This is a genomic window from Cryptosporangium aurantiacum, assembly GCF_900143005.1.
Taxonomy (GTDB): domain Bacteria; phylum Actinomycetota; class Actinomycetes; order Mycobacteriales; family Cryptosporangiaceae; genus Cryptosporangium; species Cryptosporangium aurantiacum.
The window spans coordinates 568,133-591,739 of record NZ_FRCS01000003.1 but is presented as its reverse complement, the minus strand read 5'-3'; the positions used below and the strand labels follow the sequence as shown (position 1 = coordinate 591,739).

The following is a 23,607-nucleotide window of genomic DNA, read 5'->3' as shown; positions in this document are numbered from 1 at the left end:
GCGTTATGAACGCCGATCGCGCAGACCTCGACCAATCGGATCTGCTGTCCGCGATACAGACACAGATTGACGCACTCCGCATCGTCCTCGAAGCCCAGCAGCACCTGCTCAACGCGATCAAGTGCGCTAACCCCGGCGCCCCACCATCTGCCATCGTGCGGCCGTCGCCTCGTCGTATGGGCAAGAAGCGCTAGACGCGCCGCAGGTCGGGGCCGAGCGCTAAGGCGTTCGCCATATCTGCCGCTACGCCGGCACCGGCAACGTCGCTCTGACGACGGTCCGTCGGCGTCGGTGTCCTCGGGTTGTCCACAGGCCCGAGCAGAGCCGCGAACCCTTCACCGCGATCGGAGGAGCCTCTCTCCATGTTTCCCGACTCTTTGAACGATTGGCATGCTGCCGTCCACGCCGCGGCCGAGTCCATCCGGGCGGCTCCCTTCGCGGATCTGGATCCGGCGCGCGTCGGCATCGCCCTGACGCGCTATGCCGCGGTCGTCGCGGAGCCCGAGGACTTAGACGCCGCCGCCCGCTGGATGGCGATCACGGAGACCGTCATTGCGGTGTCCGATGACCTCGCCTTCCTGCCCGGTGGGGAGGCGCTGACCATTCCGCTTCCGGATGAGCCCTTCCCAGAGACGCCCGAGTTGTGGGCCGCTCTGCAGGTTCTTTGGACTGCCATCTACGACGGCTTGCAGCGCTACATGCTCGGCGCGAACAACGCTCCGATGATCGCGTGCGCCGCCGTGACGACTCGCAGCTTGCTCCGGTTGATCGAGGCAGGCTCAGGCGCCCGACCGTGAACAGGAGCGGGCCGGTGACCTACGGCGAGCTCCTGAGCGGAGCACACCGGGAGATGGCGACCGCGCTCCGGCAGCAGACGGACCTTGTTGAGGTCCGCGATGTGCTGCGCCTTGCAGCCAGCCGCGATCGGCTCAATCGGGGTGCAGTCCGCATCCTGCAGACGTTCGCGATCGCGCCGACCACTCCGCTCGCTCACCGGGAGGATCACGTGTCGAGCGTCGACGACCATGAGTTGGCGGACATCGAGGCGCTACGCGCCCGAATCGGTGCCTTCACGCAGACAGCATCAGTGTCCGCATTTCTCCACGAGTTGACCATCGAGGACGGCCAATTCAGTCGACCTCCGGCCGTGGCTTCGTTGCTCAGAGCGTCCGACTACGTTGGCGCGGCGTGGGACCTGCTGGATTCCCATGTCACCGCTCCGCGATCGGCGGACCCCGAGCCGTACCGCGCGTTGCGAGGCAGGGACAACGCCCGCATCATCCTCGCGGACGCCGCGATGGCCGTCAGCACGTACTACGCGGCTCACGAAGCGATTGTGCCCGGGCTGGCGCGGGGGATCGCGCGCCACCTGGGCAGGCCTGCCGGGACGTTCGAGGAACTTGACGATGTGGGGCGAGTGGCTTGGCTGACCTCGTCGCTCGGTGTCGAGGGTAGGCGTGGAAGGACCCGCATACGGAGCGCCGCAGGGAGGGTCCTCGATCGGCTACGCCCGATTGCCCGCGGCGCCGTTGATCAAGTGACGGTCTATACGTCGCCACGCGTCGAACCGCCCCGTTCGCCATCCGAGCTCAGCCGCGCCGCCGCAGAGTACAGCCGGTGGCTGCACGAGAACGCGTCCGAGCTGACCGCTACAGATCTCAGGATCGCGGTCAGCGTGGCATCGAGGTTCACACACCTGGCGGGTGTTGTGCATCCCTCGCTGGCGGCGCCGTGTGCGCAGGCAGTCAACGCGTGGCGTGCCTGCTATCACCGTCTGACACACGTTGCGACTATTCATGCATCTCCGGACAGAAATGGTGGCGGGGTCGCATTGGCGCGAGGCGTGTCCGAAGTCTTGTCAGAGTTGCAAAGCAACCCGCGCAGTCGCCCGGCTTGGCAGGGTGCTGCCGCGGATGGCCTGCGCCACGTTCTGCGATTCGCGCGCGTGATTGAGGGCTCGCTCTTCGCCGGACGGGATGCCGGGCATCTGTTCAGCCGCCGAGAACCTTCGCCCGACGCATCGACGAGCACGGCGCTGGCGTGGCGGGCTCCCGATTCCGCTGGTGGGCGTGTCGAAGATGTCCAACTCGCGCTACGGGCCGCGCTTCGAGCGCTGGTCGCTGGCGTGGTTCCGCGGCTCAGAGCGGACGGCGGTGGGTTCGATCGCGCCCCGACCGCAGAGGATTTCCCGCTTACGCAGCGCTCACTCAACGCGCCCCTTCTGCCGGTGCCTCCATCGGCGGGAACACGTCGCTTCAAGGAGAGCTCCACATCCGCACGGACGCGACGCCGCAGCGCTTGACCGAACAAGTTTCCGAACCGGCTCGGGGCTTGGTACGTGTGACTACCGATTCACGCGTTACGCAATATTCAGCGTTCTCTGTAATTCCCTCGTTTCTCACAGTGATCGTGAGCTATCGTCGGGTCCACTTTGCACGGAGACGCCGGCGGATGATCGTTCCCGCTGGTCCGTAGCGCCCATGCTCACGTCAAACCGGGTAAGGACGTGACGATGACCCTCCGGCCGCGTCGATGGAGCACACGCTGGATTGCTCTGTCACTCGCGCTGCTGATCGCCTGCACACAGGTTGGGTGTGACCGCGAGTCCGAGAAGACTCCCGCGCCATCGACGGCGTCCTCTGCCAGCACCGACGGTGTCGCTACACGGCAGCAGGTGAAGGCCGCCTACGACGGCTGGTACGACGCCTTCGCCGATGCGGTGACCTCGGGCACTTACCGACGCGAAGACTTCGCGAGGTACTCCGTTGATCCCAAGCTAACCGCGACCATCAAGGACCTCGACAAACTTCGCGATCTGAACGTTGTTTATCGCGGTAGACCCACATGGGATGCGCAGGTCACGTCGCTCAATCTCGACACCAAACCGCCGACTGCGGCGCTCCGCATCTGCCTCGATATGTCGAAATCCACGCCGGTCGACAAGACGACGGGGGAAAACCTCAAGCCGGCTGGCGAGCTTCCGCGGTTCGTTATCACCGCATCCGCGAAGCAGCTCAACGGCAAGTGGTACCTCGCTGACTCCACGACCCAGCGGACGACGCCGTGTTGAGCCGGATGGGCGCCTGTCTGCTCGCGGGCACCGTAGGCATGACGCTGTCCGCTCAGGCGGCGAACGCTGACGACGATCCTCCCGCCACCTGCCCGCCCGATCTAGGGTGCATCAGTCGCGTCGAGAAGCCGCGCGTACCGGGAAGAACCGCCGATCAACCGGCAGTCGCTGCCGAACCTCAGCCGGGTGGAGCAGCCGGCCAGGCCGCCCCGGGCCAAGTGGCACTTACCCCAGCTCAGGCGGCCGAGCAGGCGGTCTCCTTCCTGCCGCTACGCGGTCCGGAGATCGGTGTCGCCCCGAGTACGGACGGCCAAGGCCTGGTGGGCCTGCCGGTCTGGCTGTGGACCGAAGTGACGCCGGAGACCTGGGGTCCTCTGGAGCAGACGACAGCGGTCACCGGGATCGCGGTGACCGTGCGAGCGGAGGCGACGTCTATCACGTGGGAACTGGGTGATGGCACGGTGATTACCTGCAACGGACCTGGCACTCCGTACGACGCCTCCTACGGGAACGCGGAGTCGCCGGACTGCGGCCACCGCTACACGAAGTCGAGCCGCTCGCAGGCCGACGGCGTCTACACGGTCACCGGAACCACTCACTGGAACGTGGTCTGGCAAATCGTCGGCACCGCCGAGACGGGCGTTATCGCGACGACAGCGCAGAGCGAAACGCAGATCCGAATCGACGAGCTACAGGTGGTGAGCCAGTGACCACGCCCACCCCGAACGACCGTCCGGCCGCGCCCGCGTTTCGGCCGGTCGCGGCCCCGCGTGCGCTCGGACCCCGCCGTGTGAGCAAGGGGCTGCTCTCGCTGGCGGTCTTCCTCGTCACGACGGGCGGCGTTCTCTCGGCGGCCGCGTTCTACACGGTCACCGACACGCACGATTTTCTAGCAATCGCCCGTGACGTAAGGGCTGGCGCTCGGATCGACAACGCGGATCTCACCGTCGTTCAGGTCCCGGACGTTTCCGACCTCTCGCTCGTGTCCGCGGGCGAGCGATCGACGATCATCGGCCAGCGGGCGACGGTGACCCTCCTGCGAGGGCAGCTCCTCGTCAGCGACGCGGTGACCGACAAACCGATCGGCGGCGAGGGACAACGGCGCGTCGGGATCGAACTCGAACCCGGACGCATGCCGGCGGAGCGCCTCTATCCGGGCGACAGCGTGACGCTGGTCGAGCTGCCCGACACCAAGACTTTGGCGAGTGCGGCCAAGACCCAGACAGCCGGCCAACTCGGTGAGTGGGACGCCACGGTCGTAGCCAGCGGCAGACCTCGGCAATCCGATGGCTCGACGGTCGTGTATTTCGCGGTCGAGGCCGAGTTAGCCGCCGACGTCGGAACGGTCGCCGCCGCGGGGCGCGTCATCGTCCTATTGAAATCGGTGCGCTGATGACCGTGATAGCGCTGGTCTCTGCCAAGGGCTCACCGGGGGTAACGACGATGGCCTTGGCCCTGGCCTTGACTTGGAGTTCCCCGGTCGTCCTGGCCGAATGTGACCCCGCCGGAGCATCGGTGCTGCCCGGCTACCTTCAGGGTCGGCTCGGCGCGGGCGGCGGATTGCTGCCCGTAGCGATGAGCGCTCTGCGTCGATCGGCTCCGCCCGACGCTGGCGTCCCCACGGATTTCTGGGGAGAGCTCGTCGACCTCTCCCCACCGGGAGAGGATCGGCTACTGCTCCCTGGGCTGACCGATCCGGCGCAAGCCGCGACCGTCGCGCCGGTCTGGCGCTGGTGCGCCGGCCTCTTCGCCCAGATCGAACGTGACGAGCGTGCGTACGACGTCCTCGTGGACTGCGGACGTCTGGTCGCGCCGCACACGCCGTGGCCGGTGATCGCCCGTGCCGACGTCGTCCTGTTGGTCGTCGAGCCCACGTTGCTGTCCGCAGGGACCGCGGTGCCGGCCGCCGAAGCCCTGCGCAAGCACCTGACCGAGCAGACAGGCTCGGACCGTGCTCTGGGCGTCGTCGTCACGCGGTCGGGACCCTATGGCGCACACGAGGTCGCCGGCCAGCTACGAGCACCGCTGATCACCACCCTGCCGGACGATCGGCGAAGCGCGCATGCACTGGCACACGGCGGAAAGATCGGCTTCGGCCGTCCGTTGATGCGCGCGGCGATCGAGAGCGATCGCCGAATACGCCGAGCAGTCGGTGCCCGTCGAGAGCAGCATGCGCCCCGTGCTCTCCAAGGCGGGTGAGCGTGCCGATCCAGCCCGCCTTTCAGCCTCCGGACCGGCAGTCGGCACCCAACCTCCCTGCTCCACGATCAGGTGGCGAGAGGAGTACGCGACCTGCTGCGCAGGCCGCCGTGGACTACGCGGCGGTGCGGTTGTTGGGGCGGCAGATCAGCGAGCGGCTCTCGCTGTGGTTACGCAATCATCCGGACGTTTCTGAGGACGATCGTCGTCGGGAACGGGACCGGGTCGCCGGTCAGCAGGTCGCGGAGTGGGTGGACGCGCAGCGGCGGGCGGGTGTGCCGTTGGGGGCGGCTGACGAGCGGGCGCTGTTGGAGGCGGTGATCGCCGATCTGGTCGGGTTGGGTCGTCTGCAGGCGTTGCTGGCGGATCCGTCGATCGAGGAAGTGCACGTCCTGGGGTGCGATCGGGTGCGGATCACCCGGCGGACCGGGGCGGTGGAGGTCGGGTCGCCGATCGCGGAGTCCGACGAGGAGATGGTGGAGATCCTGCAGACCGCGGCGCGGCGGGCGGGGTCGACCGAGCGGTCGCTGTCGACGTCGCGTCCGGTGTTGGATCTGCAGTTGCCGGACGGGTCGCGGCTGGCGGCGGTGTATCAGGTGTCGCACCGGCCCTACGCGGTGATCCGGCGGCATTCCACGTTGGACGTGACGCTGCCGGATCTGGCCGGTGGCCGTGGGGATCTGTCGGAGATGATCGATCCGCTGATGGGGGAGTTCCTGTCCGCGGCGATGCGGGCCGGGCTGAACATCATGGTCGCCGGTTTGGCCGGGGCGGGAAAGACGACGCTGCTGCGGGCGTTGGCGGCCGAGATCCCGCGGCAGGAAGCGTTCGTGGTGCTGGAGGAGTCCCGGGAGCTGGGGTTGCACGCGTCGCCGCGGCATCCGTGGGCGATGTCGTTCGAGGCCCGGGAGGGGCACGGGGAGCGGGACTTCTCGGGGCGTCCGGCGGGTGAGGTGACGATCGCGGACCTGATTCCGTTGTCGCTGCGGTTGGGTGTGCTGCGGGTGATCGTCGGTGAGGTGCGGTCGCGGGAGATCGTGCCGATGCTGCAGGCGATGACGACCTCGCGGGGGTCGATGTGCACGATCCACGCGCGGACGCCGCAGGCGGTGACCGAGCGGATCATCGAGTTGTCGCTCTCCCACGGCAAGGACATGACCGTGGAGCTGGCCCGGCGGATGGCCGGGAACGCCCTCGACCTGGTCGTGTACGTCACCGTGCAGGACGAGACCGCGATCGGCGGGCGTAAGCACCGGTTCGTGTCGCACATCGAGGAGATCGACGGGGTCATCGGTGACCGGATCGCGACCACGACCGTGTTCGGTCCCGGCAGCGACGGGCGGGCCGTTCCGAAGCACCTTCCGGGGCGGACCCGCGATCAGCTGCTGCGGGTCGGGTACGACGCCCGCGCGCTCGCCGGCTGGATCAGTAGCGAGCAGGGCACCTGGGCCAGACCGCTCGACAGCGTTCTCAGACCGATGGAGGCAGCCGGATGAGCAGCCTGTCAACGGCACCGACCGGCATAGCGAAGCGATTAGCGGCCGGCTTAGCGGCCCTGGTCACGATCGTCGGAGTTGTCGCGGGCGGCCCAGTCGTGCTGCTCACCTGGGCTCCGTCCCCGCTGCCGGATCACCTACCGGATGTTGCGGAAGTGCTCGACACGTTGACGGCGCCGGACAGCGGCGCTCTGTTTCTCCGCGTTCTCACTGCCGTTGCCTGGATGGCCTGGTTCAGCTTCACCCTCTGCGTCGTGGTGGAGGCTGCGGCGGCGCTCCGGCACCGGCCGTCGATCCGCCTGCCGGGACTAGGTGGTCCACAGCGGCTCGTCGCAGCGTTGATCGCGGCCGTCCTTCTGGCGAGTGCACCCACGATGGCCAGCGGCGCGCCGCCCGCGAGCGCCGCGCCGACGGCAGCGGCGTGGCTCGATACGAGCCGCCTGCAGGCAGCACCGACGGCACCGGCAGCCGCCACGGTCGCACCGTCTATCTACGTAGTCGCCCAAGGAGACAGGCTCGCCGAGGTCGCGGAGCGCCTCCTCGGCGATTCGAGCCGCTATCGGGAACTCACGACGCTCACCGCGATCGATGACGTCGACCTGATCCGACCCGGCGAGCCGATCTGGCTACCGGCCAACGCCCGAGATCGCGGCCCACGAACGCACGCGGCCGGCCGCGTCGAGACTGCCGCAGGCATCTACACCGTTACCCGGGACGACAGGCTCGCGGAAATCGCGGAGCGCTTCCTCGGTGACCCTGGTGCATTCCGACAGCTCGCCCGCGTCAGCGGTATCGCTGACCCCGACCTCATTGGGCCGGGCCAGCGGATCCTCATTCCCTCGGGCGCCAGGGACAACGGCGCCCGACCACACGCGAATGGCGGATTCTCGCCCGCTCGCCGGGTCGTACCTGCTCCGCCGCCATCCACCGCGCCGAAGAGCCCGGCACCGCCGGCGCCTGGTCCTGTCACGCCCGCGCCGAGTCCACCCGTGGCGTCTGCCAGTGCCGCGCCGTCCACACCTCGGCCGGATGCCTCGGCTTCGGCAAGATCTGCCGCACCACCGTCGACCACGGCGCCCAGCCAGTCAGGCGCCGCTACGACACACGAGAGCACGCTCGAGCAGGCCTTGCCGGTCGGGGCGCCGCTAGCTGCTGCGGGACTGCTCGCCGCAGTGTCACTCGCGATACTCGCTCGTCGACGCCGTCGGCAGCAGAATCACCGTCCCGTTGGCAGGCGGGTCCCCATGCCGTCGGATCCGCGCGCGGAAACCGAGCTCCGCGCCGCGGCGCAACCCGTCGCCTCCGACCGTCTCGACCAGGCGCTCCGTGTTCTCGGGTCCGGCCTGGCGGGCCGACCGGCAGGCACGGTGCCTGACATCGTCGGAGTCTGGCTCGACGGCGAGACCGTACATCTGCTCTTGACCAAGCCTTGCGCGATGCCACCGACGCCGTGGGTCTCGGACGGCACCCGCTGGACCCTTCCCGCAGAGGCTGTTCTGCCGCCGGTGGAGGGGCTCCTAGCAGCCCTCCCGGCCCTGGCAACCGTCGGCTCGCAACCGGGAACGCACCTGCTCCTCGACCTCGAGCGTTTGGGCACCCTCACGCTGGTGGGTGATCCGGCGCGCTGCGCGGATCTGCTGCGATACCTCGCCGCCGAGCTCGCCTCCAATACCTGGAGCGACCACGTCGACGTCATGCTTGCTGGATTCGACGCGGAGGAGGTCGGCGTCTTTGCTGCCCTGAGCGGCGGAGAGCGCATCGAAGTTGTCCCAAGCGCTGCCGAGGGGATCGCAGGATTGCGCCGCCGCGTCGCCGAGGTCGTCGGCAACGTGAGCCACCGCGGCGCTACCGATGCACTTGACGGACGTCTCAACGACACCGCCGCCGATGGCTGGACACCCTACGTGCTTCTTGCCGCCGATTGCGGCCCCGATGACCTGAACAGCCTCGATGCGCTCGACACCGAACTCGCCGCTGCCGGCCGATGCGCGGCAGCCGTAGTCATCGCGTCCGACCGGAACGCCGGGCGCTGGACGCTGCAGATCGCCACCGACGGTCGACTCGACGTTCCCTTCCTCGGAATCCAGGCAGATGACGGCGAGCTGACCGCCGCCAGCCTGCCTCGCATCGAGCTGAGCGCCCTCGCGGAGCTACTCGCCACCGCAGACAGAGGCCTGGACTCTTCAGCGTCCACGAAGCCGCCGACGGCCCCCGACTCCGCCCTTCACCTAACGGAGGGGGACGGGCTATTCGCTCCGCCGCGTGGTGAGGCGCCGTCGAACCAGGCCACTGAGCAGGACCGCAACGCCTCCGCTAACGCGGAAGCCGCCTCCGATCCAGTGTGGGATGGACGTAAACCGCCCGTCGCCGACGCGTCGGCGATGGCGAACGAGGTGTCGACCCAGCGATCCGCCGTTCCGCGTAACCCCGATGACACCCTCGATGGCGACCTCGCGGCCTGGCTCGGTGCGGATCCGACGCGGCCGCGCATCGGCATTCTCGGGCCGGTCTCCCTCGAAGCGCCGGGTACTCAGCCACGGCAGCGACAGCGCTTCCACGCAGAGGTTGCCGTCTACCTTGCGGGCTGCGGCAGTCGTGGTGCTACCCCGGACCGGCTCGACGACGCGCTCTGGCCCAACCGCGTCATCGAGCCGGCCGCGCGGCGCGTCGCGATCACCCGCACTCGCACGTGGCTGGGTAAAGCCCCCGGTGGCGAGAAGTGGCTTCCCGAGCTGGACAGTGAGCGGCGTTATCGGCTGCGTGACGGCTACCTGCTCGACTGGCACCTGTTCCGGCGCTTGCGGGCCCGCGCGGAAGGGAAGGGCCCGGACGGTGTGGCCGACCTGAGGGCGGCGTTGAGCCTCGTGCGCGGCGCGCCTCTTGCCGGAGCGGACGTCGCCTTCAGCAGCAACGCCCGGAACCCTTATCCGTGGCTGACGACCTCTGACCTCGCGCCGATGCATCTGGTTTCGGCGATCGTCGACACCGCGCATCACCTCGTCGACTTCTGCTTGGCCGCCGGTGATCTTCGGGAAGCGCGGTGGGCCGCCGATCAGGCGTGGGTGGCTGACGTCGACCGGGACAGCGACATCCCGTGGCGCGACCATTTGCGGATCGCTGCTGCGGCTGGGAACGAAGCGGAACTCGAGCATCTTCTGGGTTCGCTGATGAGTGAACGCGAGGCCGAGGTCCCGGAGGATCTCGATCGCGTGACGTATCAGCTGCTGTGCGAGGTCATGCCCGACCGGATGGGGGTGGCCGGGCGCTGACGGGAAGGTCAGCTCGGGCGGAGGTCGCGCACCATGATGTCCAGCAGCGGTGCCGCGATGCCAGGCGGTCGGTGCGCGCCGACGAACCGGTAGCCCCACCGTTCATACATGGCTCGGACGCGCGGATGGGCATGGTCGACCGCGAGCGACGCGCGTTGCTCAGGCCGGTCGGCGAGCAGCTCTTCGTGGATCGCGTGAGCCGCGCCGGTCTTGCGCCAGGGCCTGCGGACCATCAGCTCGAAGATGCCCAGGGTGCGATGGCCGTCCTCGCGGATGAAGTCGCCACACACCGGCGGATCGAGGTCGTGCCACCAGGAGGTGGTGGCACGGAGCGAGCCGCCGTAGATGTAGGCGACCGGCTCGGCGTCGTCGTAGCCGACGACGCACTCCCATCGCGGAATCGTGACGTGCCCGGCGAGCCGATCACTGAACGCCTCGATGGTGGAGAAGGGTTCGTTCAACTCGTGGGCGTAGACCTCTGCGTAGACGTTGACGAGGAGGTCACGAACCTCGGACGGATTGCGGTAATGCCGCAGGTCGAGGCTGCTCATTCACGCAGCGGTGGTCGCATCGAAACGGTCGACCCAGTCCCGCGCCGAGGACACCTCACGCCAGGCCGCGAACTCCTTCCGGACGTCGTGCATTCTGCGGAGCAACCGGTCGGATCGCAGCGCGGGCAGTTTCTGAAGCGGCGTCTCTGCCGCCTCTGCTGCTCCGTCGACCTCGCCGAGCCCGAGCCGGGCTTGGACGCTCATGAGCGTGCGGCTGATCCGGTTTCGGTCGCGACCTGGGGGAGTGGCCAGCGCAGCGCGTTGAGCCAGGTCATCGGCCTCGCGATAGCGGCCCATGCGGCGGGCGGCGTTGCTGGCGAACGCGTCGACCTCGGAATGGTCGACGAACGTGAGCCATTCCGCGGCCGGCGGCTGGGTCACCTTGTTGACGGCGTCGTGGGCGCGGCCGATCGCGCGGGTCGACCAGCCTTGGTATCCCTGCGCCGCGTAGCTCTTGGCGGCCCAGCCGTGCATGATCGCGGCGATTCGTGGCTCACGGCGTGCCCCTGTGCTCGCCAACCCAGCCTGGGCGATGGTGAGGACTTCATTCCAGTTGCCGGCCTCGCTCGCGCGGTAGGCCATCAGGTTCCAGATGTCTCCTTGCAGCAGAGGATCTTGTGCCATAGCGGCCACGGTCAACGCGCGATCGAGGTAGCGGCCAGCGCTTGGGAGGTTGTCGGAGTCCAGCGAGAACCAGGCTGCTGCGGTCATGTATTCGCCCTGAAGCGTGTAGGCGGATCGACGGACGCGACCGGACATCGTTCCGTGGCGCAGTACATCGGACACGAGGGCCCCGGCCTGAGTCGCCGCACCGACGAGGTTCGCCGCTCCGTGCTGCTGGTCGAAGACGCAGAGTTCGTGGAGCGGCGCGCGGAGACGTTCGAGATCGGCCAGACCGATCCGTGCGCCGGTCCTCACGTCCGGCAGCGTGACCGTCGCTGCGCCGAGGGCACCGGCCAGGTAGAGGAATCGCCGTCGATCCACGTCAACCTCCTTGCTCCTCGTCGGCACCCGCCGACACGCGCCAGGCTTACCCAACGGAGGGATGAAGCCGAGGTCGAGAGCGGTACACCCGAAGATCTCCTCCAGCGCGGCGCGATAATGCGCCCGGGGCCAACGTGTCCGGCCGGACAGCAGCAGATAGACCCACCGTTCGGTCGCAACCGCCGCAATGGGCGAACGAGTTCCTGCGACGACGCGATTGACCTCACGCGCGAGGCCTTCCCGGGTGAGTCCGAGATCTGCCATTCGCGCCGCGAGTCGTGCATTCCGGCTCTCTACCACCGCGGCTCCTTCCTCTTTGTTTCAAACGCTAGACCCCAGAGCCCGGTCAAAGTGTTCGGAGGAGCGGCGTTGTGGACGGAGATTTGTTCAGGGTCCGTGCGAGTCAACTCCGGTCTTCCCACAGGCCATTGCCGACCACCTCGCGATCGAATGGCACTACCGACCCCTCGCGTCAATTACGGCGCCGCAACCCCCTCATTCGCAGGAGCGCAGCGATGGAGACCGGCAACCGGATTCCAGGACCAGACTGGTCTGCCCGAGTCGGCAGTGCCCGACTTCGTGCTGTGCGGAGCGATTGTCCGGCGCCCGCCGAGGCAGGCAGCGAAGACGGCCGTGATTCCCCAACGGCCGTCCGGCCTCCTGCCTGCCTCGGCCCTGTCCGGGGCACGGAGGGGGCCTCGGAACTGCAAGGACCGATGGCCGATCAGTGTCCGGACGACCTGCGTGCCGCCTCCCTTGGCGCGTTGCTCGCCGAAGAGGCGCAACTCGCGCATCGCGTCACCGTTGCTCGCGCGTCCGACTTCGGGGAACCCTTGACGGCGGGCACCTACCTTCGCCTGCTGGAGGTGCGGGCTGCCATCGTCCGCACCTGTACGTGGGGCTCCCAGGCAGACGTCCGCGATGCAGTCGAGGCCGGCGCCACCTGGGAGGAGATCGCCGATGCCCGATCCGTTACACCCATTCGAGCCCGAGCGGACTTCCTTCACTGGGTCGAGGCCCAGGCAGCGCTCTGGGACAACGGTGCAGTCGCCGGTGGTGCCCGACTCGGACTCTCCCCCCGTCACCGACGAGCCGTGCGCGCCCTGGCCGGGTACCTCTTCTAGACGGCGCACTGAGACTGACATAGCGGCGCGGGCGACCGGCGCGGCGTCGCTGTTGCCGAAACGTGCACCGGGAATGGCTCTCGCGGCAGCGCAGCAGCAGGTGACATGCCCGGCAGCGTGGCGTTTCCACATGGCGCCTCGGATCGAAGCATTCCGGGGTAGCGACTGATTTGACGTGGAGGTCGGACGGGTTAGTCGATGCTCGCGGCCGCTGACCGTCTGGATCGCAACCACGAGGCGGCAGGGCCGCTTCCAGTTGCCGGGGTGGTGGGGAGCCGGTGCAACCGTCGGCATTGCTCGTACTCGATATACGTCTTACCGTGGAGGTATGACTACGCCGCCGCGGCTGACCAAGGCCACGCTGGCGGTCATCGACGTCCTCACCGCCGCGAACGAGGCGGATCCGATGTGGGGCCTGCGGATCTGTGAAGAGGCGGACCTGGGTCCGGGGACCGTCTATCCGATTCTGGAGCGGCTTGCCGAGATCGGCTGGCTCACGTCCTACTGGGAGGCCGAGCAGCCGAGCGGTCGGCCGCGGCGCCGCTACTACCAGCTGACCGGCGCCGGGCGGATGGAGGCGGCCGCAGCAAAGGCGGCTCGCGAGTCGCGTCGGCGTCGCTGGCGGCCCCGTGGCACCGCGGCGCCCGGGTTCGAGGCGCCGTGAGGGGGCAGTGGGGGCGGCCGGGCTTCCGACTGCTTGCCGTCGGGGCCGTTCTGTCGCCGTTCGCCGATGCACTTCCGATCTGGACGATGGCGATCTGGGTCAAGGACCTGACCGGGAGTAACGGCGCCGCCGGTCTGGTGCTGGCCTGGGTCGCTTTCTGGCCGCTGGCACGGCCTCTCCTTCTGCGGATCGTCGAGCGCGCGCCCCGGGGGAGCCTCGTCGCGGCGAATCTGGTGTCCGCGTTGGCGCTGGTCCCGCTGCTTACGGTCCGGAACGCGGACCAGCTCTGGCTGATCCATACCGCCGGCGCGGTGTGCGGCCTGACTGCTGTCGTGCGTTTGGACGCCCTGCGCACGCTCGCCTTACTTGTTCCGCTGCCGGACCGGGGGCGGGTTCTCGGCGCCTTCGCGGCGACGACCGTGGCGACAGGCTCGATCGCCGCGCCACTGGTCGGAGGCACGCTCTACAGCGTCGTGGGAGGCGGTGGCGTCGCCGTGCTGAGCATGGTGGTGTCGGTCTGCGCAGCAGCGCTGTGCGGCTTGTGGCGGGTGACTGCCGAGCCACGCGAGGCACGGACGCCGTCGGTCGTCAGGAAGCTGGGATCGGGGTTGCGCTGGCTGTGGCGAACGCGGCAGCAGCGCCACGTCATCATCGGAACGAGCGTCGTGTTCCTCGTGACCGGTCCGTTCCAGGCGGTGCTGTTCGCGATTGTGGAGTTGCTCGGCGCACCGCCGGAGTACGTGGGAGTGCTCGTTGCGGTCCAGGGCGTCGGCTTGGCGGCCGGGGGCATCGTCGGTGGACGCGGGGTAGGCGCGTGGGGCGGTCTCCGCGTCCTCCAAGCGGGGCTGGTGGTGTTCGGCTCCGGCGTCGGGGTTCTGTTCGTGCCGCACCTGGCAGCCATCGCGGTGGGGACGATGCTCGTCGGAATCGGGCTCTCGATGATCACGACCGGCAGTTCCGTCACGGCGTACAGCGCCAGCGGTCATGCGGAGCCCTCTCAAGCCTTGCTTGCCGTCCAATGGATTGGTTCTGCGCCTCGCGCCGTATCGGCCGGGGCAGGCGCGGTGCTGGTGGCGTTCATCGATTACCGGGTGTTGTTCGGCGTGATGGCGGTAGGTGCCCTCGTCGGTTTGTGTTATGTGCTCATCATGGCGGGTCCGCGCCCCGTCACCGGGCTGATCTCCATTGCGCGGCGGAGCGGGCTCGCGGTGAGCCTGGCGCAGATCGCCGACGTCATCGCCGGTCAACGCCGGACCGGCGGGTTCGCGGCGTGGCAGGCAGACCTCGCCGGTCGGCCGGAGGACGGTCGGCCGTTGTCGACGCGTGCTCAACGGCGCTATGCCATTGGGCTGATTCGGGCCGCGATCCGGATGCGGCTCGACGACCTCATCGCCGTGGCCTGGCGCCCGGTGGAATGGCTGATCAAGAGCGATGGACGGGTCTTCGGCCTCACGCTCGTCGCCGGGGCGGTCATGGCGCAGGACTTCTTCGCCAGAGGCGGACTCTCCAACCTCTACGGCAACTGTGACAACCTGTTCGCGCTCGGCGCCGGTGCCGCGGCCACGACAATCGCCTTGCGCAAGTATCGCGGCATCACGCCGAACCCCTCGAAGGCGAAGCGCCGGAATGACCCCGGCAGGTGATCCGGTCGGTCGGGCGCTTCGAGACGCGTGCCGGCTTATACCCGGAAGCGGCTGACCAGCGCGGGGAGGAACGGCGACACCGTGCACCTCGACATCGACCTGGGCGGTGCACCCCCGCGCGGCGGGGAGGAACGGAGCCGCATGCCGGAGCCGGGCGGGGAGGAACCTTGACACAACCCACTCTGGGATCGCGACCCGGGCGGCACCCCGTTCACCGGCGACATCCGGCCGGTGGCGACCGAGTACACCCGCGATTTCGTCGGGCCTATTCCCGCGCTGATCGCCGCCACGGACCCGGCGAACCTCCGGACCTGGCCGATCCGGGACCGCCGGCCGCTCAAGCAGTGGGGGAGCGGGCGGGCCACGATCATCGGCGACGCCGCGCACCCGACCTCGCCGTACGCGGCCTACGGAGCCGGTATGGCCGTTGAGGATGGTTACTTCCTCGGCCGCCGCCTGGCCGGGGTCGACCTGGCCGACCACCAGCAGGTACGAACCGCACTGGACGAGTTCGAGGCACCGCGGCGGCCCCACACCGCTCGGCAGTCGCAGACCGCCTTCGTCCTCGGCAAGGTGTCCCACTACACGCCCAAGCCGCTCCGGCCGCTCCGGGACGCGATGCTCAACCACACTCCGCTGCTTCAGAAAGCCGTTGGCGAGGCGACTCCGGGCGAGATCCTGGACCAGATCGCTGAGGTCGACCGGGCCGAGGCAGCGTTCACCACGAGGCCGATTTCATGACGCCGGACGTCGACCGCACGACCACAGACTCGGTGCTCCGGCAGGTGGAGGAGCGAGTGCTGTGGCTGGCCACGGCGATCGTCGACCACGCCAACCGGGCGCGCCCCAAGCCGACCGGCATGAAGGTCGGCGGGCACCAGGCTTCCAGCGCGTCGATGGTGACGATCATGACGTCCCTATGGCTGGAGCAGTCGAGTGCCGACGACCGGGTGAGCGTGAAACCCCACGCGTCGCCCGTGCTCCACGCGCTCGAGTACCTGCTCGGTCAGCTGGACGGCAAGTACCTCACGACGCTGCGGGAGTTCGGCGGACTGCAGAGCTATCCGAGCCGGCTGAAGGACCCGGTGCCGGCCGACTACTCCACCGGCTCGGTCGGCATCCGGGCGACCGCGCCGATCTGGGGTGCGCTGGCTCGGCGTTACGTCCAGACCCCGGTGACCGGCCGGCAGTGGTCGCTGGTCGGGGATGCCGAACTCGACGAGGGCGTGGTCTGGGAGGCCGTTCTGGTCCGATGGTCGCTGAGCTCGGCGAGGTGGTGTGGATCGTCGACCTCAACCGCCAGTCGCTCGACCGGGTGGTGCCGACGATGGGCGCCGCCCGCCTGCAGGGCATGTTCACCGCGGCCGGCTGGCAAGTGCTCACGGTCAAGTACGGGCGGCTCCTCGAAGATCTGTTCACCCGTCCGAGTGGCGCGGCCCTGCGCGGACGTATCGATGACATGTCCGACGCGGAATACCAGCGACTGCTCCGGCGCACGCCGACGGAGATCCGCCGCGAGCTGCCGGGCACGGGTACGGGCGCCGCGGAGATCGCCGCGCTCATCGCCGAGGTGTCCGACGCCGATCTCGCCGCCGCCGTGCGCAACCTCGGCGGGCACGATCTGGCAGCGCTCCGCGAGGCGTACGCGCGCATCGACGACGACCGTCCGACCGTGATCCTCGCCTACACCCTCAAGGGCTACGGGCTGGCCACGGAGGGACACCCGCAGAACCACTCCGCGCTGCTCACCGAGGGGCAGCTGCATTAGCTGGCGACGCGCGTCGGGGTGGATCCGATCGATCCCTGGGCTTCCTTCGAACCCGGAAGCGCTGCCGGTCGGCTGCTGGCCACCGCCGCGGACCGGCTACGGCGGTCGGAGACCCCGGCGCCGGCCGTCCCGAGCGTCCCCCGAGGACCTGGGCCGCACTCCGAAAGGGACGGCGATGACCCAGGCAGCGCTGGGCCGGCCCTGCTCGACCTCAACCGGGCGGCCCCGGAGGTCGGCAAGCGGGTAGTGACGGTCAGCCCTGACGTCAGTTCCTCCACGAACCTCGGCGGTTGGGTGAACAAGGTCGGCGTCTGGTCACTGCAAGAGCGCACCAACTGGTTCGCCGACGACGCCGAGACGATCCTGCACTGGCGGGAGAACACCACCGGCCAGCACACCGAGCTCGGCATCGCCGAGACCAACCTGGTGGGCCTACTCGGCGAGCTGGGCGCGACCTGGAGCCGTGGTCGTTCGGCATCTACGCCGGGGGCCAGTCGATTCTCATCGGTACCCCGTCCGGTGTGACGCTGGCGCCGGAAGGCGGTGCCCACCAGTCGACCAAGACCCCCTCGATCGGCCTGGAGCAGCCCGGCTGCGTCAGCTACGAGCCCGCGTTCGCCCTCGACGCCGAATGGTGCCTGCTCGCCGCGATGGCGCAGCTGGGCCGGCCCGACGGGCAATCGGGTTACCTGCGCCTGTCGACCCGGCCCGTGGACCAGGGCCTGGCGGCGATCCCCGCCGACCCGGCCGCCCGCGAACGGCCTCGCCGGCAGGTCGTCGCCGGTGCCTACGCGTTGCGTCGGGTGAGCGAGCCCGCCGTGACGCTGGTGACCATGGGCGCGGTGGTCACCGAGACGCTCGCCGCCACCGAACGGCTCGACGCCTTGGGCGCCCCGGCTGACGTCGTCGTGGTGACCAGTCCCGGGCTGCTGTTCCGCGCTGTGCAAGCTCGCAGCGGATTGGATTAGGCCGCAAACTGGGCGCTCGACAGCGTCTTCCCGGCCGGCCAGGCCGCGCCGATGGTCACCGTGCTGGACGGCCATCCGCACACCCTCGCGTTCCTGACCGGAATCCGGAACGTCCCGGGTGTCCATCTGGGGGTGACCCGGTTCGGGCAGAGCGGTGACCTGGCCAGCGTCTACCGCTACCACGGCATCGACACCGAATCGATCGTTGCCAACGCGCTCGACCTGCTCGGGTGAGGTCGGCGCCCCGGACTTCCTGCGTGGAAAGAGTGAATTGAATTGACTTATCCGGGCATTTATTCCGTCGCGCATGCCGGCTCATGGGCCTGGCGCAGCTGTCGGTCGGGGGCGAGCCGACCTCCGCCGCTTTGGTCCGGGAGGATCGGATACTGGACCTCTCCGGGTGGCCCGAGCTCGACCATCCGCACTCGAGCGCCGATCTGCTCGCGCGATGGGACGACGTCCAGGCCACACTGGACGCTCTGGCGGATGATGAGGCCGCGGGCTGGAAGCCGCTCGCGGGCTTCCAGGTACACAGGCCGGTCGACCCTCGTCAGGTGTTCCAGTGCGGTGCGACCTATCGCACGCACGTCATCGACCTGGCGGTGGCCCACCACGACGGCCGTGACGGGCGAACGGTCGAGCAGGTGCGCGCGGACGCGGCGGCGCAGATGGACGATCGGCGTCGGCATGCGCCCTACGTCTTCGTCGGACTGCCCAGCGCGATCAGCGGCCCGTTCGATGACGTGATCCTGCCCGCTGATGGTTAGAAGCCGGACTGGGAGCTCGAGTTGGCCGCGGTCATCGGCAGGCGGGCCCGGCGGATGCGCCGCGAGGATGCGCTGGACGTCATGGCCGGCTGGGTCATCGTCAACGATCTGACGTTGCGCGAGCAAGTGTGGCGGCCGGATCTGCCGGAGCTGGGGACGGACTTTCTCGCGAGCAAGAACGCCCCCACGTTCCTGCCCACCGGGCCGGTCCTGGTTCCGCGCGCCGCGGTGCCCGACCCGTCAGATCTGCACGTGACGCTCCGCCTCAACGGCGAGGTGATGCAGGACCAGTCGACCAACGACATGATCTTCGACGTCGCCGAAATCATCGCGCACTGCTCCAACGTCGCCACCCTGCTGCCGGGAGACCTCGTGCTCACCGGCAGCCCGGCCGGCAACGGCCTCGCCCACGGCCGGCTGCTCCGCCCTGGTGACCGTATGGACGCGACCATTACCCGGGCTCGGCGCACAGTCCACTCTGTGCGTAGCCGAACGGTCGGGGAGCGACTCATGACCTACCGCCCGCCGTACGGAGGACTGAGGGCGGCGACTCCGGTGACATCGCCGGGCTGTCGATACAGAGCCAGGTAGCGGTCGCTCAGCCGGCCTGAACCTGACCGGCGCGACTTCGTCAGGCGCTGGTCAGGGCGGCGACCGGGCGGCCGACCTTGTCGGCGAGCGCCGCGGCGGCCTCGACCGTCTCGCGGTTGGTCATCGCGGTGGCGCCGGCGGTGTCCTCGACCCCGACGCGCAGGTGCCCGCCGAGTTCCAGGGCGTACTGCGCGAGGTCAGTGTCGGTCAGCACGCCGCCCTGAATGCTGACGATCCACGGCAGGTCAATGCCGTCCATCATCGCCAGGTACATGTCCAGGGCCTGCTTTGTCGGCGGAAGCCCGAAGCCAGCGGTCGGCCATTTGTCGCCGCCGAGCTGGTATTCGCCGCCGAAGTAGAGCTTGATCATCGAGCCGACCGGCAGTTTGCCCGCGCGGGCGTAGGCGATCGCCCAGCGCAGGTTACTCGGGTCGTAGATCCCGACGCTGAGCGGCGTGCTGGTGTGTCGGGCGAACTCGACGACCTGATGCGCGGACGCGTAGTCGGCGCCGCCCTGGACCGCGAGGTTGGGCAGGCCGTCGTCCGACAGGATCCCGAACTGGGTCAGGCCCGGGTCCAGCGCCGCCATGCGCAGGAGGCCGGCGTCGGCCAGTGGCTGGAGGTGGGCGTTCTTCTCCTCCATGATCTTGTCGCCGGCCAGGTAGTCGTTATAGACGTAGGCACCGGGGTAGGCGCGCAGGATCTCGCCCTCGACGTGGATGACCTGGGCGACGGCCTGCTCGCGGGTCTGCCGGAAGTCGTGGTGGTGATGGATGATCGCCGCGCCGGCCGCCAGCGACTCGAGCGCCTCGTGGATCAGCTGCTCGGACGTCTGTAAGGGCTGGCCTTTGCGCAGCGGGGTGATCGCGGCTTCGATCAGGACTGGGGTCTCGTTCATGCTGCTCATTCCTTCGTTGGACTGGTGAAGAGGGCTGGCCCGAGGAGCGCGAGCTGGGCTGCGAACTCCTCGGCGGGGTTCAAGTTCTCGGCGAAGCCTTCGATCGAGAGGCGGGTCGCGGCGGCCACCGCGGCGCCGGCGAGCACCGCCTGCCGGCCGGCCGGGTCGATGCAGAGTCGGCCGGCGATGACCTGCGTCCAACGGCGCTCGCTGTCGGTCAGGGCCTGGAGCCAGTGCGCGCGGAAGCTTTCCGATTCACGCAGGATCTCGTGCAGCGCGCGGGCCTTGTCGACGTGGACGGCGGCCCACGACCCCCGCCAGGCCTCGACCAGCGAGGCCACCAGCGGCTCGTCGGTCGGGCGGTCGGCGGCGATGGTCGCGATGCGCTCGGCGCCGGCGGCCAGGAACGGCCGGACGACATCTTCCTTCTTGGGAAAGTAGCGGTGGAACGATCGTTCGGAGATGCCGGCGTGGGCGGCCAGGTCTTTGATCGCGAAGGCGCTGGTGCCGTGCTGGATGAACAACTCGACCACCACGCTAGACGCGTCGAGCATCGCTTGCTCGCGGGGCGCCGTTGCCACTGCCATCGTCTGCCTCCCGTTGCCGACTGACAGCGGCAACGGTAATCGACGATGGCAGAAACTGCCAGTGCCTGGCAGAAACTGCCAGGCGTTAGGCCGGGCTGAGGTACTGGCCACCGTCGATCATGAAGATCTGGCCGGTGACGTAGTGCGAGTCGTCACTGAGGAGGAAGGCCCCACAGCCGGTGCTATGTCCTTGGCCGAATCGCCGATATAGCCCAGCGCGGCCTGCTTCCTGAGCTCCTCGAAGGCGTCCGGCTGCGTCCGTGACCACGTCTCCAGCGCTTCGGTCATCGCGTAGGGCCCGTAGGCATTCACCCGGATCCCTCCTCGTCCTGGTCGATGAACGGCACGCCTGGGCTCGTCCACTGGGCGTTGTTGACCACGCCGTCGACCCGGCCGTAGCGCTCGATGGTCGTCGCTACTACCCGGTAGACGTCGGTGCGGAGGGTGACGTCGCAGACCAGCCCGTTTACGTCCAGTCCCCGTTCGATCAGCGCGTCGGCGGTCGATTTGGCGGTGGCCGCGTTGTACCCGGCGATGACGGTGGAGGCGCCTCGCTCAGCGATGTGCGGCCGACGCCGACGCCTTGACCTGATCCGGTGACGATGACGACCTTGCCCGACAAGTCACCCACGATGTGCCCCCTGATATCAGCCCCTGGCGCAGTGCCCTCGGTGACCTATCGGCGGACCGGCCTCGATCTGAAGCGGTCGCCGCCGTGCTACCACGGGGAACGAGGTGGGCGGCGGCGCCCTGCACTCTTTTTGCAGAGCATCGAGTCGTCCCAGGCGACGATCGAAAGGTCGCCGGGCACCGCGATGCCCATTTGCGGGTGGTCGCACTAGATCCAGCCGTCGAGGGAGGCTAAGAAGCCGGCGAGGTCGTCGCGGTGGATGCAGTGGCCGGTGCCAGCCACTGTCCGGATCTCGAAACCGTTCGCGCGCAATTCTTCAGCGGCCTCCGGCGAGATCGTGAAGCTCGGGTCGGCCAGCTGCACCAACGACGGCCTCGTCGCCACGAAGGCCGAGGCCGGGCCGCTCATGGCGAGCTCGAACTCGGGGTCCAGGAGCTTGAACCCGGCCAGCTCGGCGGCCACATCGGCGTCGGACCAGCGGGGGTTCTGCGCGCGGACGCTCTCCTCAGTCGCGCTCGCCACCATGGCCCGCATCAGCTCCAGCACGTTCGGCGGGATATCGCCCAGCCGGAGCCCCGGGTCGGAGTAGACGGCGCGGGCCGGCCGCAGGCGGTCAACGGCCAGCGCCAAGGCCAGGCCGCCGAGCGAGTGGCCGATCGCTACGTCGGCGCCGGCCGGCAAGCTCTCGACCAGATCGTCGGCGAGTAACTCGGGGCGGTACTCGCCACGCGGGCTGACCCCGTGGCCCCGCAGGTCGGGGGCGAGGACCCGGTAGCCACGGGCCACCAGCTCGTCTTCGACCGCGTGCCAGGTGCGGTGGTCGGACATTCCGCCGTGGATCAGCAGGGCGAGCCGGTCGCCGGTTCCTCGCTCGTGCACGTTCAGTTTCATGGCTCCCTTTCGATCTTGGTTACACGTGTAATCTACGGAGTTCGACCTCGAAATCCTCATCGGAGGTCTGGAGCGGAGGCTTCAGTTCCCACGGTGAAGAGCCATCGTGGGTAGTGCCGCGATAGATCGTCACCCGGGGGGTATCACCGCACGCTGCGGATCCGGTACACGGAGATGGCGCCCACCACGGTGACGATTCCGGAGTAGACGAACAGCGTGTCGTAGCCACCGAGGTGCGCGATCAGCAGCGACGCCAGGAACGGCGCGATGATCTGCGGCCCGGCGTTGGCGACGTTGAGCACGCCCATGTCGCGGGCGGCGTCGCCCTTGCTGGGCAGCACCGTGGCGACAACCGCGGTGTCCACGGCCATGAAGCAGCCGAAAGCCAGGCCATTGACCAGGGTGAACACGATCATCGCCAGCCACGACGTGAACAGGAGCGGGATGAGCACGGCCAGGCCGGCGATCGTGCCCGACACCGCGACGAAAATCTTGCGCCGGCCGAGACGGTCGGAGAGGGTACCGCCGGCCGCTACGGCGATGCCCATGGTCAGCGTGCTGATCACGCTCAGAATGCTGGTTCCGCCGGCCGGGGAGATGCCGCTGGGCAGGTCGACGCGGTCCTGCAGGATGTAGAGCTGGTAGCCGTACACCGAGAAGAAGCCCAGCACCAGCAGCGCGCGGCCGATGAACGCCCAGCGGAAGTCGGCAACACGCAGCGCGTCGGTGAAGGCCGCGATCTGCGCGCGCACGCCCGGCGTGGCGCTCTTCCGGTTCAGCGGTACGTCCTTCACGCGCCAGGTGAACAGCACGCCGAAGAAGGCGATGATGACGGCGAAGGTCAGGTAGGCGATGCCCAGCGAGGTCGACAGGATGCCCGCGACGATGGCGCCCACGAGGCCGCCGACCGGCAGGCCCAGCCCGACGACAGCGGACGCCGTGCCGAGCCGTTCGGTGGGCACCCGGTCGGGCACCATCGCGGTGATCGCGGCCTGGAGGACGTTCATGAACATCTGGCCCAGCGACCAGAACAGCGCGACCAACAGCAGCGTGTGCACGCTGCCGAGGATCGCCAGCACTACCGCGGCCAGCACCGCGCCACCGAGGATGAACGGGTTGCGGCGGCCGACCCGGTCGGAGAACGCGCCGGCGATCGGGTTGGCGAGCGTCGCGAAGATCGCGCTGACGCCGTAGACGATGCCCAGTGCGGAGACCTTGTCGGCGGCGCCGACCGCCCGCTCCACTAGCAGCGGATTGAGAACGCCGCCGATGCCTCCGTAGATGAGGTACATGGCGCTGTTGGCGAGGAGGAGCCAGGTGAGGATGCGACGGAGGTTGGCCGGTTCAGTGCTGGCCACCGGGCCTTCGACGACGGAGTCATCGGCCGGTTTTGCGTTCAAACTAGCCATGGGGACACGCCTTTGTGTGGGGGACCGGGGTATGGTTACACGTGTAATCGATGTTCGTCGATACTGAGGTCGGCCCGTGGCGGTGTCAAGAGGATGG

The 23,607-nt window shown here is 68.8% G+C and carries 20 protein-coding genes and 2 pseudogenes; 15 read left to right on the top strand and 7 right to left on the bottom strand.

Going from position 1 to position 23,607, the window contains the following annotated elements; translation table 11 throughout:
- Positions 1-5 precede the first annotated feature (5 nt).
- The 9 genes from BUB75_RS45090 (at position 6) to BUB75_RS45080 (ending at position 10,034) form a co-directional block, all read left to right on the top strand.
- The gene (locus BUB75_RS45090; RefSeq protein WP_143175178.1) at positions 6-194 is read left to right on the top strand and encodes a hypothetical protein; all 189 of its coding nucleotides are present in this window, start codon (positions 6-8) and stop codon (positions 192-194) included.
- A gap of 168 nt (positions 195-362) precedes the next feature.
- Positions 363-797 carry a hypothetical protein gene (locus BUB75_RS13630; protein ID WP_073256734.1) on the top strand — a complete coding sequence of 145 codons (435 nt, stop codon included), beginning with the start codon at positions 363-365 and terminating at the stop codon, positions 795-797.
- A 14-nt stretch (positions 798-811) separates the two neighbouring features.
- Entirely contained in the window at positions 812-2,302 is a 1,491-nt protein-coding gene (locus tag BUB75_RS45085; RefSeq protein ID WP_143175177.1) for a hypothetical protein, read from the top strand.
- Positions 2,303-2,512: 210 nt separating this feature from the next.
- Positions 2,513-3,070, top strand: a complete 558-nt coding sequence (locus BUB75_RS13625) for a hypothetical protein (protein WP_143175176.1) — start codon at positions 2,513-2,515, stop codon at positions 3,068-3,070.
- 38 nt (positions 3,071-3,108) lie between these two features.
- Entirely contained in the window at positions 3,109-3,780 is a 672-nt protein-coding gene (locus tag BUB75_RS46215; RefSeq protein WP_218617496.1) for a hypothetical protein, read from the top strand.
- Positions 3,777-4,463: an SAF domain-containing protein gene (locus BUB75_RS13615; protein WP_073256727.1), complete on the top strand. Its 687-nt coding sequence runs from the start codon at positions 3,777-3,779 to the stop codon at positions 4,461-4,463. Before BUB75_RS46215 ends, BUB75_RS13615 begins: the two co-directional genes overlap by 4 nt.
- The gene (locus BUB75_RS13610) at positions 4,463-5,269 is read left to right on the top strand and encodes a CpaE/TadZ family protein (RefSeq protein WP_073256724.1); all 807 of its coding nucleotides are present in this window, start codon (positions 4,463-4,465) and stop codon (positions 5,267-5,269) included. The genes BUB75_RS13615 and BUB75_RS13610 overlap by 1 nt, the downstream gene beginning before the upstream one ends.
- Positions 5,266-6,765 carry a TadA family conjugal transfer-associated ATPase gene (locus BUB75_RS13605; protein WP_084740990.1) on the top strand — a complete coding sequence of 500 codons (1,500 nt, stop codon included), beginning with the start codon at positions 5,266-5,268 and terminating at the stop codon, positions 6,763-6,765. The genes BUB75_RS13610 and BUB75_RS13605 overlap by 4 nt, the downstream gene beginning before the upstream one ends.
- The gene (locus tag BUB75_RS45080) at positions 6,762-10,034 is read left to right on the top strand and encodes a LysM peptidoglycan-binding domain-containing protein (protein ID WP_143175174.1); all 3,273 of its coding nucleotides are present in this window, start codon (positions 6,762-6,764) and stop codon (positions 10,032-10,034) included. Before BUB75_RS13605 ends, BUB75_RS45080 begins: the two co-directional genes overlap by 4 nt.
- An 8-nt stretch (positions 10,035-10,042) precedes the next feature.
- On the opposite strand, the gene BUB75_RS13595 is transcribed toward BUB75_RS45080, so the two are convergent.
- A complete protein-coding gene (locus BUB75_RS13595) occupies positions 10,043-10,585 on the bottom strand; it encodes a GNAT family N-acetyltransferase (protein ID WP_073256718.1) in 543 nt (180 codons plus the stop codon).
- Positions 10,586-11,869, bottom strand: a complete 1,284-nt coding sequence (locus tag BUB75_RS13590) for an NsdA family TPR-like regulatory protein (RefSeq protein WP_143175173.1) — start codon at positions 11,867-11,869, stop codon at positions 10,586-10,588.
- A gap of 416 nt (positions 11,870-12,285) precedes the next feature.
- Here BUB75_RS13590 and BUB75_RS13585 point away from each other — a divergent pair, with 416 nt between their 5' ends.
- From BUB75_RS13585 to BUB75_RS48820, 6 genes and pseudogenes are all read left to right on the top strand, one after another.
- The gene (locus BUB75_RS13585; RefSeq protein WP_073256713.1) at positions 12,286-12,693 is read left to right on the top strand and encodes a hypothetical protein; all 408 of its coding nucleotides are present in this window, start codon (positions 12,286-12,288) and stop codon (positions 12,691-12,693) included.
- Between the two features lie 328 nt (positions 12,694-13,021).
- Positions 13,022-13,357: a PadR family transcriptional regulator gene (locus tag BUB75_RS13580; protein ID WP_073256710.1), complete on the top strand. Its 336-nt coding sequence runs from the start codon at positions 13,022-13,024 to the stop codon at positions 13,355-13,357.
- A gap of 86 nt (positions 13,358-13,443) precedes the next feature.
- A complete protein-coding gene (locus BUB75_RS45075; protein ID WP_073256707.1) occupies positions 13,444-15,000 on the top strand; it encodes an MFS transporter in 1,557 nt (518 codons plus the stop codon).
- A gap of 231 nt (positions 15,001-15,231) precedes the next feature.
- A complete protein-coding gene (locus tag BUB75_RS13570) occupies positions 15,232-15,741 on the top strand; it encodes an FAD-dependent monooxygenase (RefSeq protein WP_218617494.1) in 510 nt (169 codons plus the stop codon).
- Positions 15,738-17,970, top strand: a pseudogene (locus BUB75_RS48490) (transketolase-like TK C-terminal-containing protein). The gene BUB75_RS13570 and the pseudogene BUB75_RS48490 overlap by 4 nt, the downstream one beginning before the upstream one ends.
- An 83-nt stretch (positions 17,971-18,053) precedes the next feature.
- Positions 18,054-19,017: pseudogene (locus BUB75_RS48820) on the top strand (fumarylacetoacetate hydrolase family protein).
- A 117-nt stretch (positions 19,018-19,134) separates the two neighbouring features.
- Here the strand turns inward: BUB75_RS48820 and BUB75_RS13555 are convergent.
- From BUB75_RS13555 to BUB75_RS13535, 5 genes are all read right to left on the bottom strand, one after another.
- Entirely contained in the window at positions 19,135-19,992 is an 858-nt protein-coding gene (locus BUB75_RS13555) for a 3-keto-5-aminohexanoate cleavage protein (RefSeq protein ID WP_218617486.1), read from the bottom strand.
- A gap of 5 nt (positions 19,993-19,997) precedes the next feature.
- Entirely contained in the window at positions 19,998-20,528 is a 531-nt protein-coding gene (locus tag BUB75_RS13550; RefSeq protein WP_178379855.1) for a TetR/AcrR family transcriptional regulator, read from the bottom strand.
- A gap of 359 nt (positions 20,529-20,887) precedes the next feature.
- Positions 20,888-21,142: an SDR family oxidoreductase gene (locus tag BUB75_RS48815; protein WP_425430881.1), complete on the bottom strand. Its 255-nt coding sequence runs from the start codon at positions 21,140-21,142 to the stop codon at positions 20,888-20,890.
- Positions 21,143-21,417: 275 nt separating this feature from the next.
- On the bottom strand, positions 21,418-22,101 hold the full coding sequence (locus BUB75_RS13540; RefSeq protein WP_073256699.1) for an alpha/beta fold hydrolase: 684 nt from the start codon (positions 22,099-22,101) through the stop codon (positions 21,418-21,420).
- 143 nt (positions 22,102-22,244) lie between these two features.
- A complete protein-coding gene (locus BUB75_RS13535; RefSeq protein WP_073256696.1) occupies positions 22,245-23,510 on the bottom strand; it encodes an MFS transporter in 1,266 nt (421 codons plus the stop codon).
- Positions 23,511-23,607: the final 97 nt, after the last annotated feature.

Excerpts from the sequence above, each read along its gene's own strand:
- BUB75_RS45090 (WP_143175178.1), top strand. The coding sequence starts at position 6 with ATGAACGCCGATCGCGCAGACCTCGACCAATCGGATCTGCTGTCCGCG.
- BUB75_RS13630 (WP_073256734.1), top strand. The coding sequence starts at position 363 with ATGTTTCCCGACTCTTTGAACGATTGGCATGCTGCCGTCCACGCCGCG.
- BUB75_RS13625 (WP_143175176.1), top strand. The coding sequence starts at position 2,513 with ATGACCCTCCGGCCGCGTCGATGGAGCACACGCTGGATTGCTCTGTCA.
- BUB75_RS46215 (WP_218617496.1), top strand. The coding sequence starts at position 3,109 with ATGACGCTGTCCGCTCAGGCGGCGAACGCTGACGACGATCCTCCCGCC.
- BUB75_RS13610 (WP_073256724.1), top strand. The coding sequence starts at position 4,463 with ATGACCGTGATAGCGCTGGTCTCTGCCAAGGGCTCACCGGGGGTAACG.
- BUB75_RS45080 (WP_143175174.1), top strand. The coding sequence starts at position 6,762 with ATGAGCAGCCTGTCAACGGCACCGACCGGCATAGCGAAGCGATTAGCG.
- BUB75_RS13595 (WP_073256718.1), bottom strand. The coding sequence starts at position 10,585 with ATGAGCAGCCTCGACCTGCGGCATTACCGCAATCCGTCCGAGGTTCGT.
- BUB75_RS13585 (WP_073256713.1), top strand. The coding sequence starts at position 12,286 with ATGGCCGATCAGTGTCCGGACGACCTGCGTGCCGCCTCCCTTGGCGCG.
- BUB75_RS13580 (WP_073256710.1), top strand. The coding sequence starts at position 13,022 with ATGACTACGCCGCCGCGGCTGACCAAGGCCACGCTGGCGGTCATCGAC.
- BUB75_RS45075 (WP_073256707.1), top strand. The coding sequence starts at position 13,444 with ATGGCGATCTGGGTCAAGGACCTGACCGGGAGTAACGGCGCCGCCGGT.
- BUB75_RS13555 (WP_218617486.1), bottom strand. The coding sequence starts at position 19,992 with ATGAACGAGACCCCAGTCCTGATCGAAGCCGCGATCACCCCGCTGCGC.
- BUB75_RS13540 (WP_073256699.1), bottom strand. The coding sequence starts at position 22,101 with ATGAAACTGAACGTGCACGAGCGAGGAACCGGCGACCGGCTCGCCCTG.
- BUB75_RS13535 (WP_073256696.1), bottom strand. The coding sequence starts at position 23,510 with ATGGCTAGTTTGAACGCAAAACCGGCCGATGACTCCGTCGTCGAAGGC.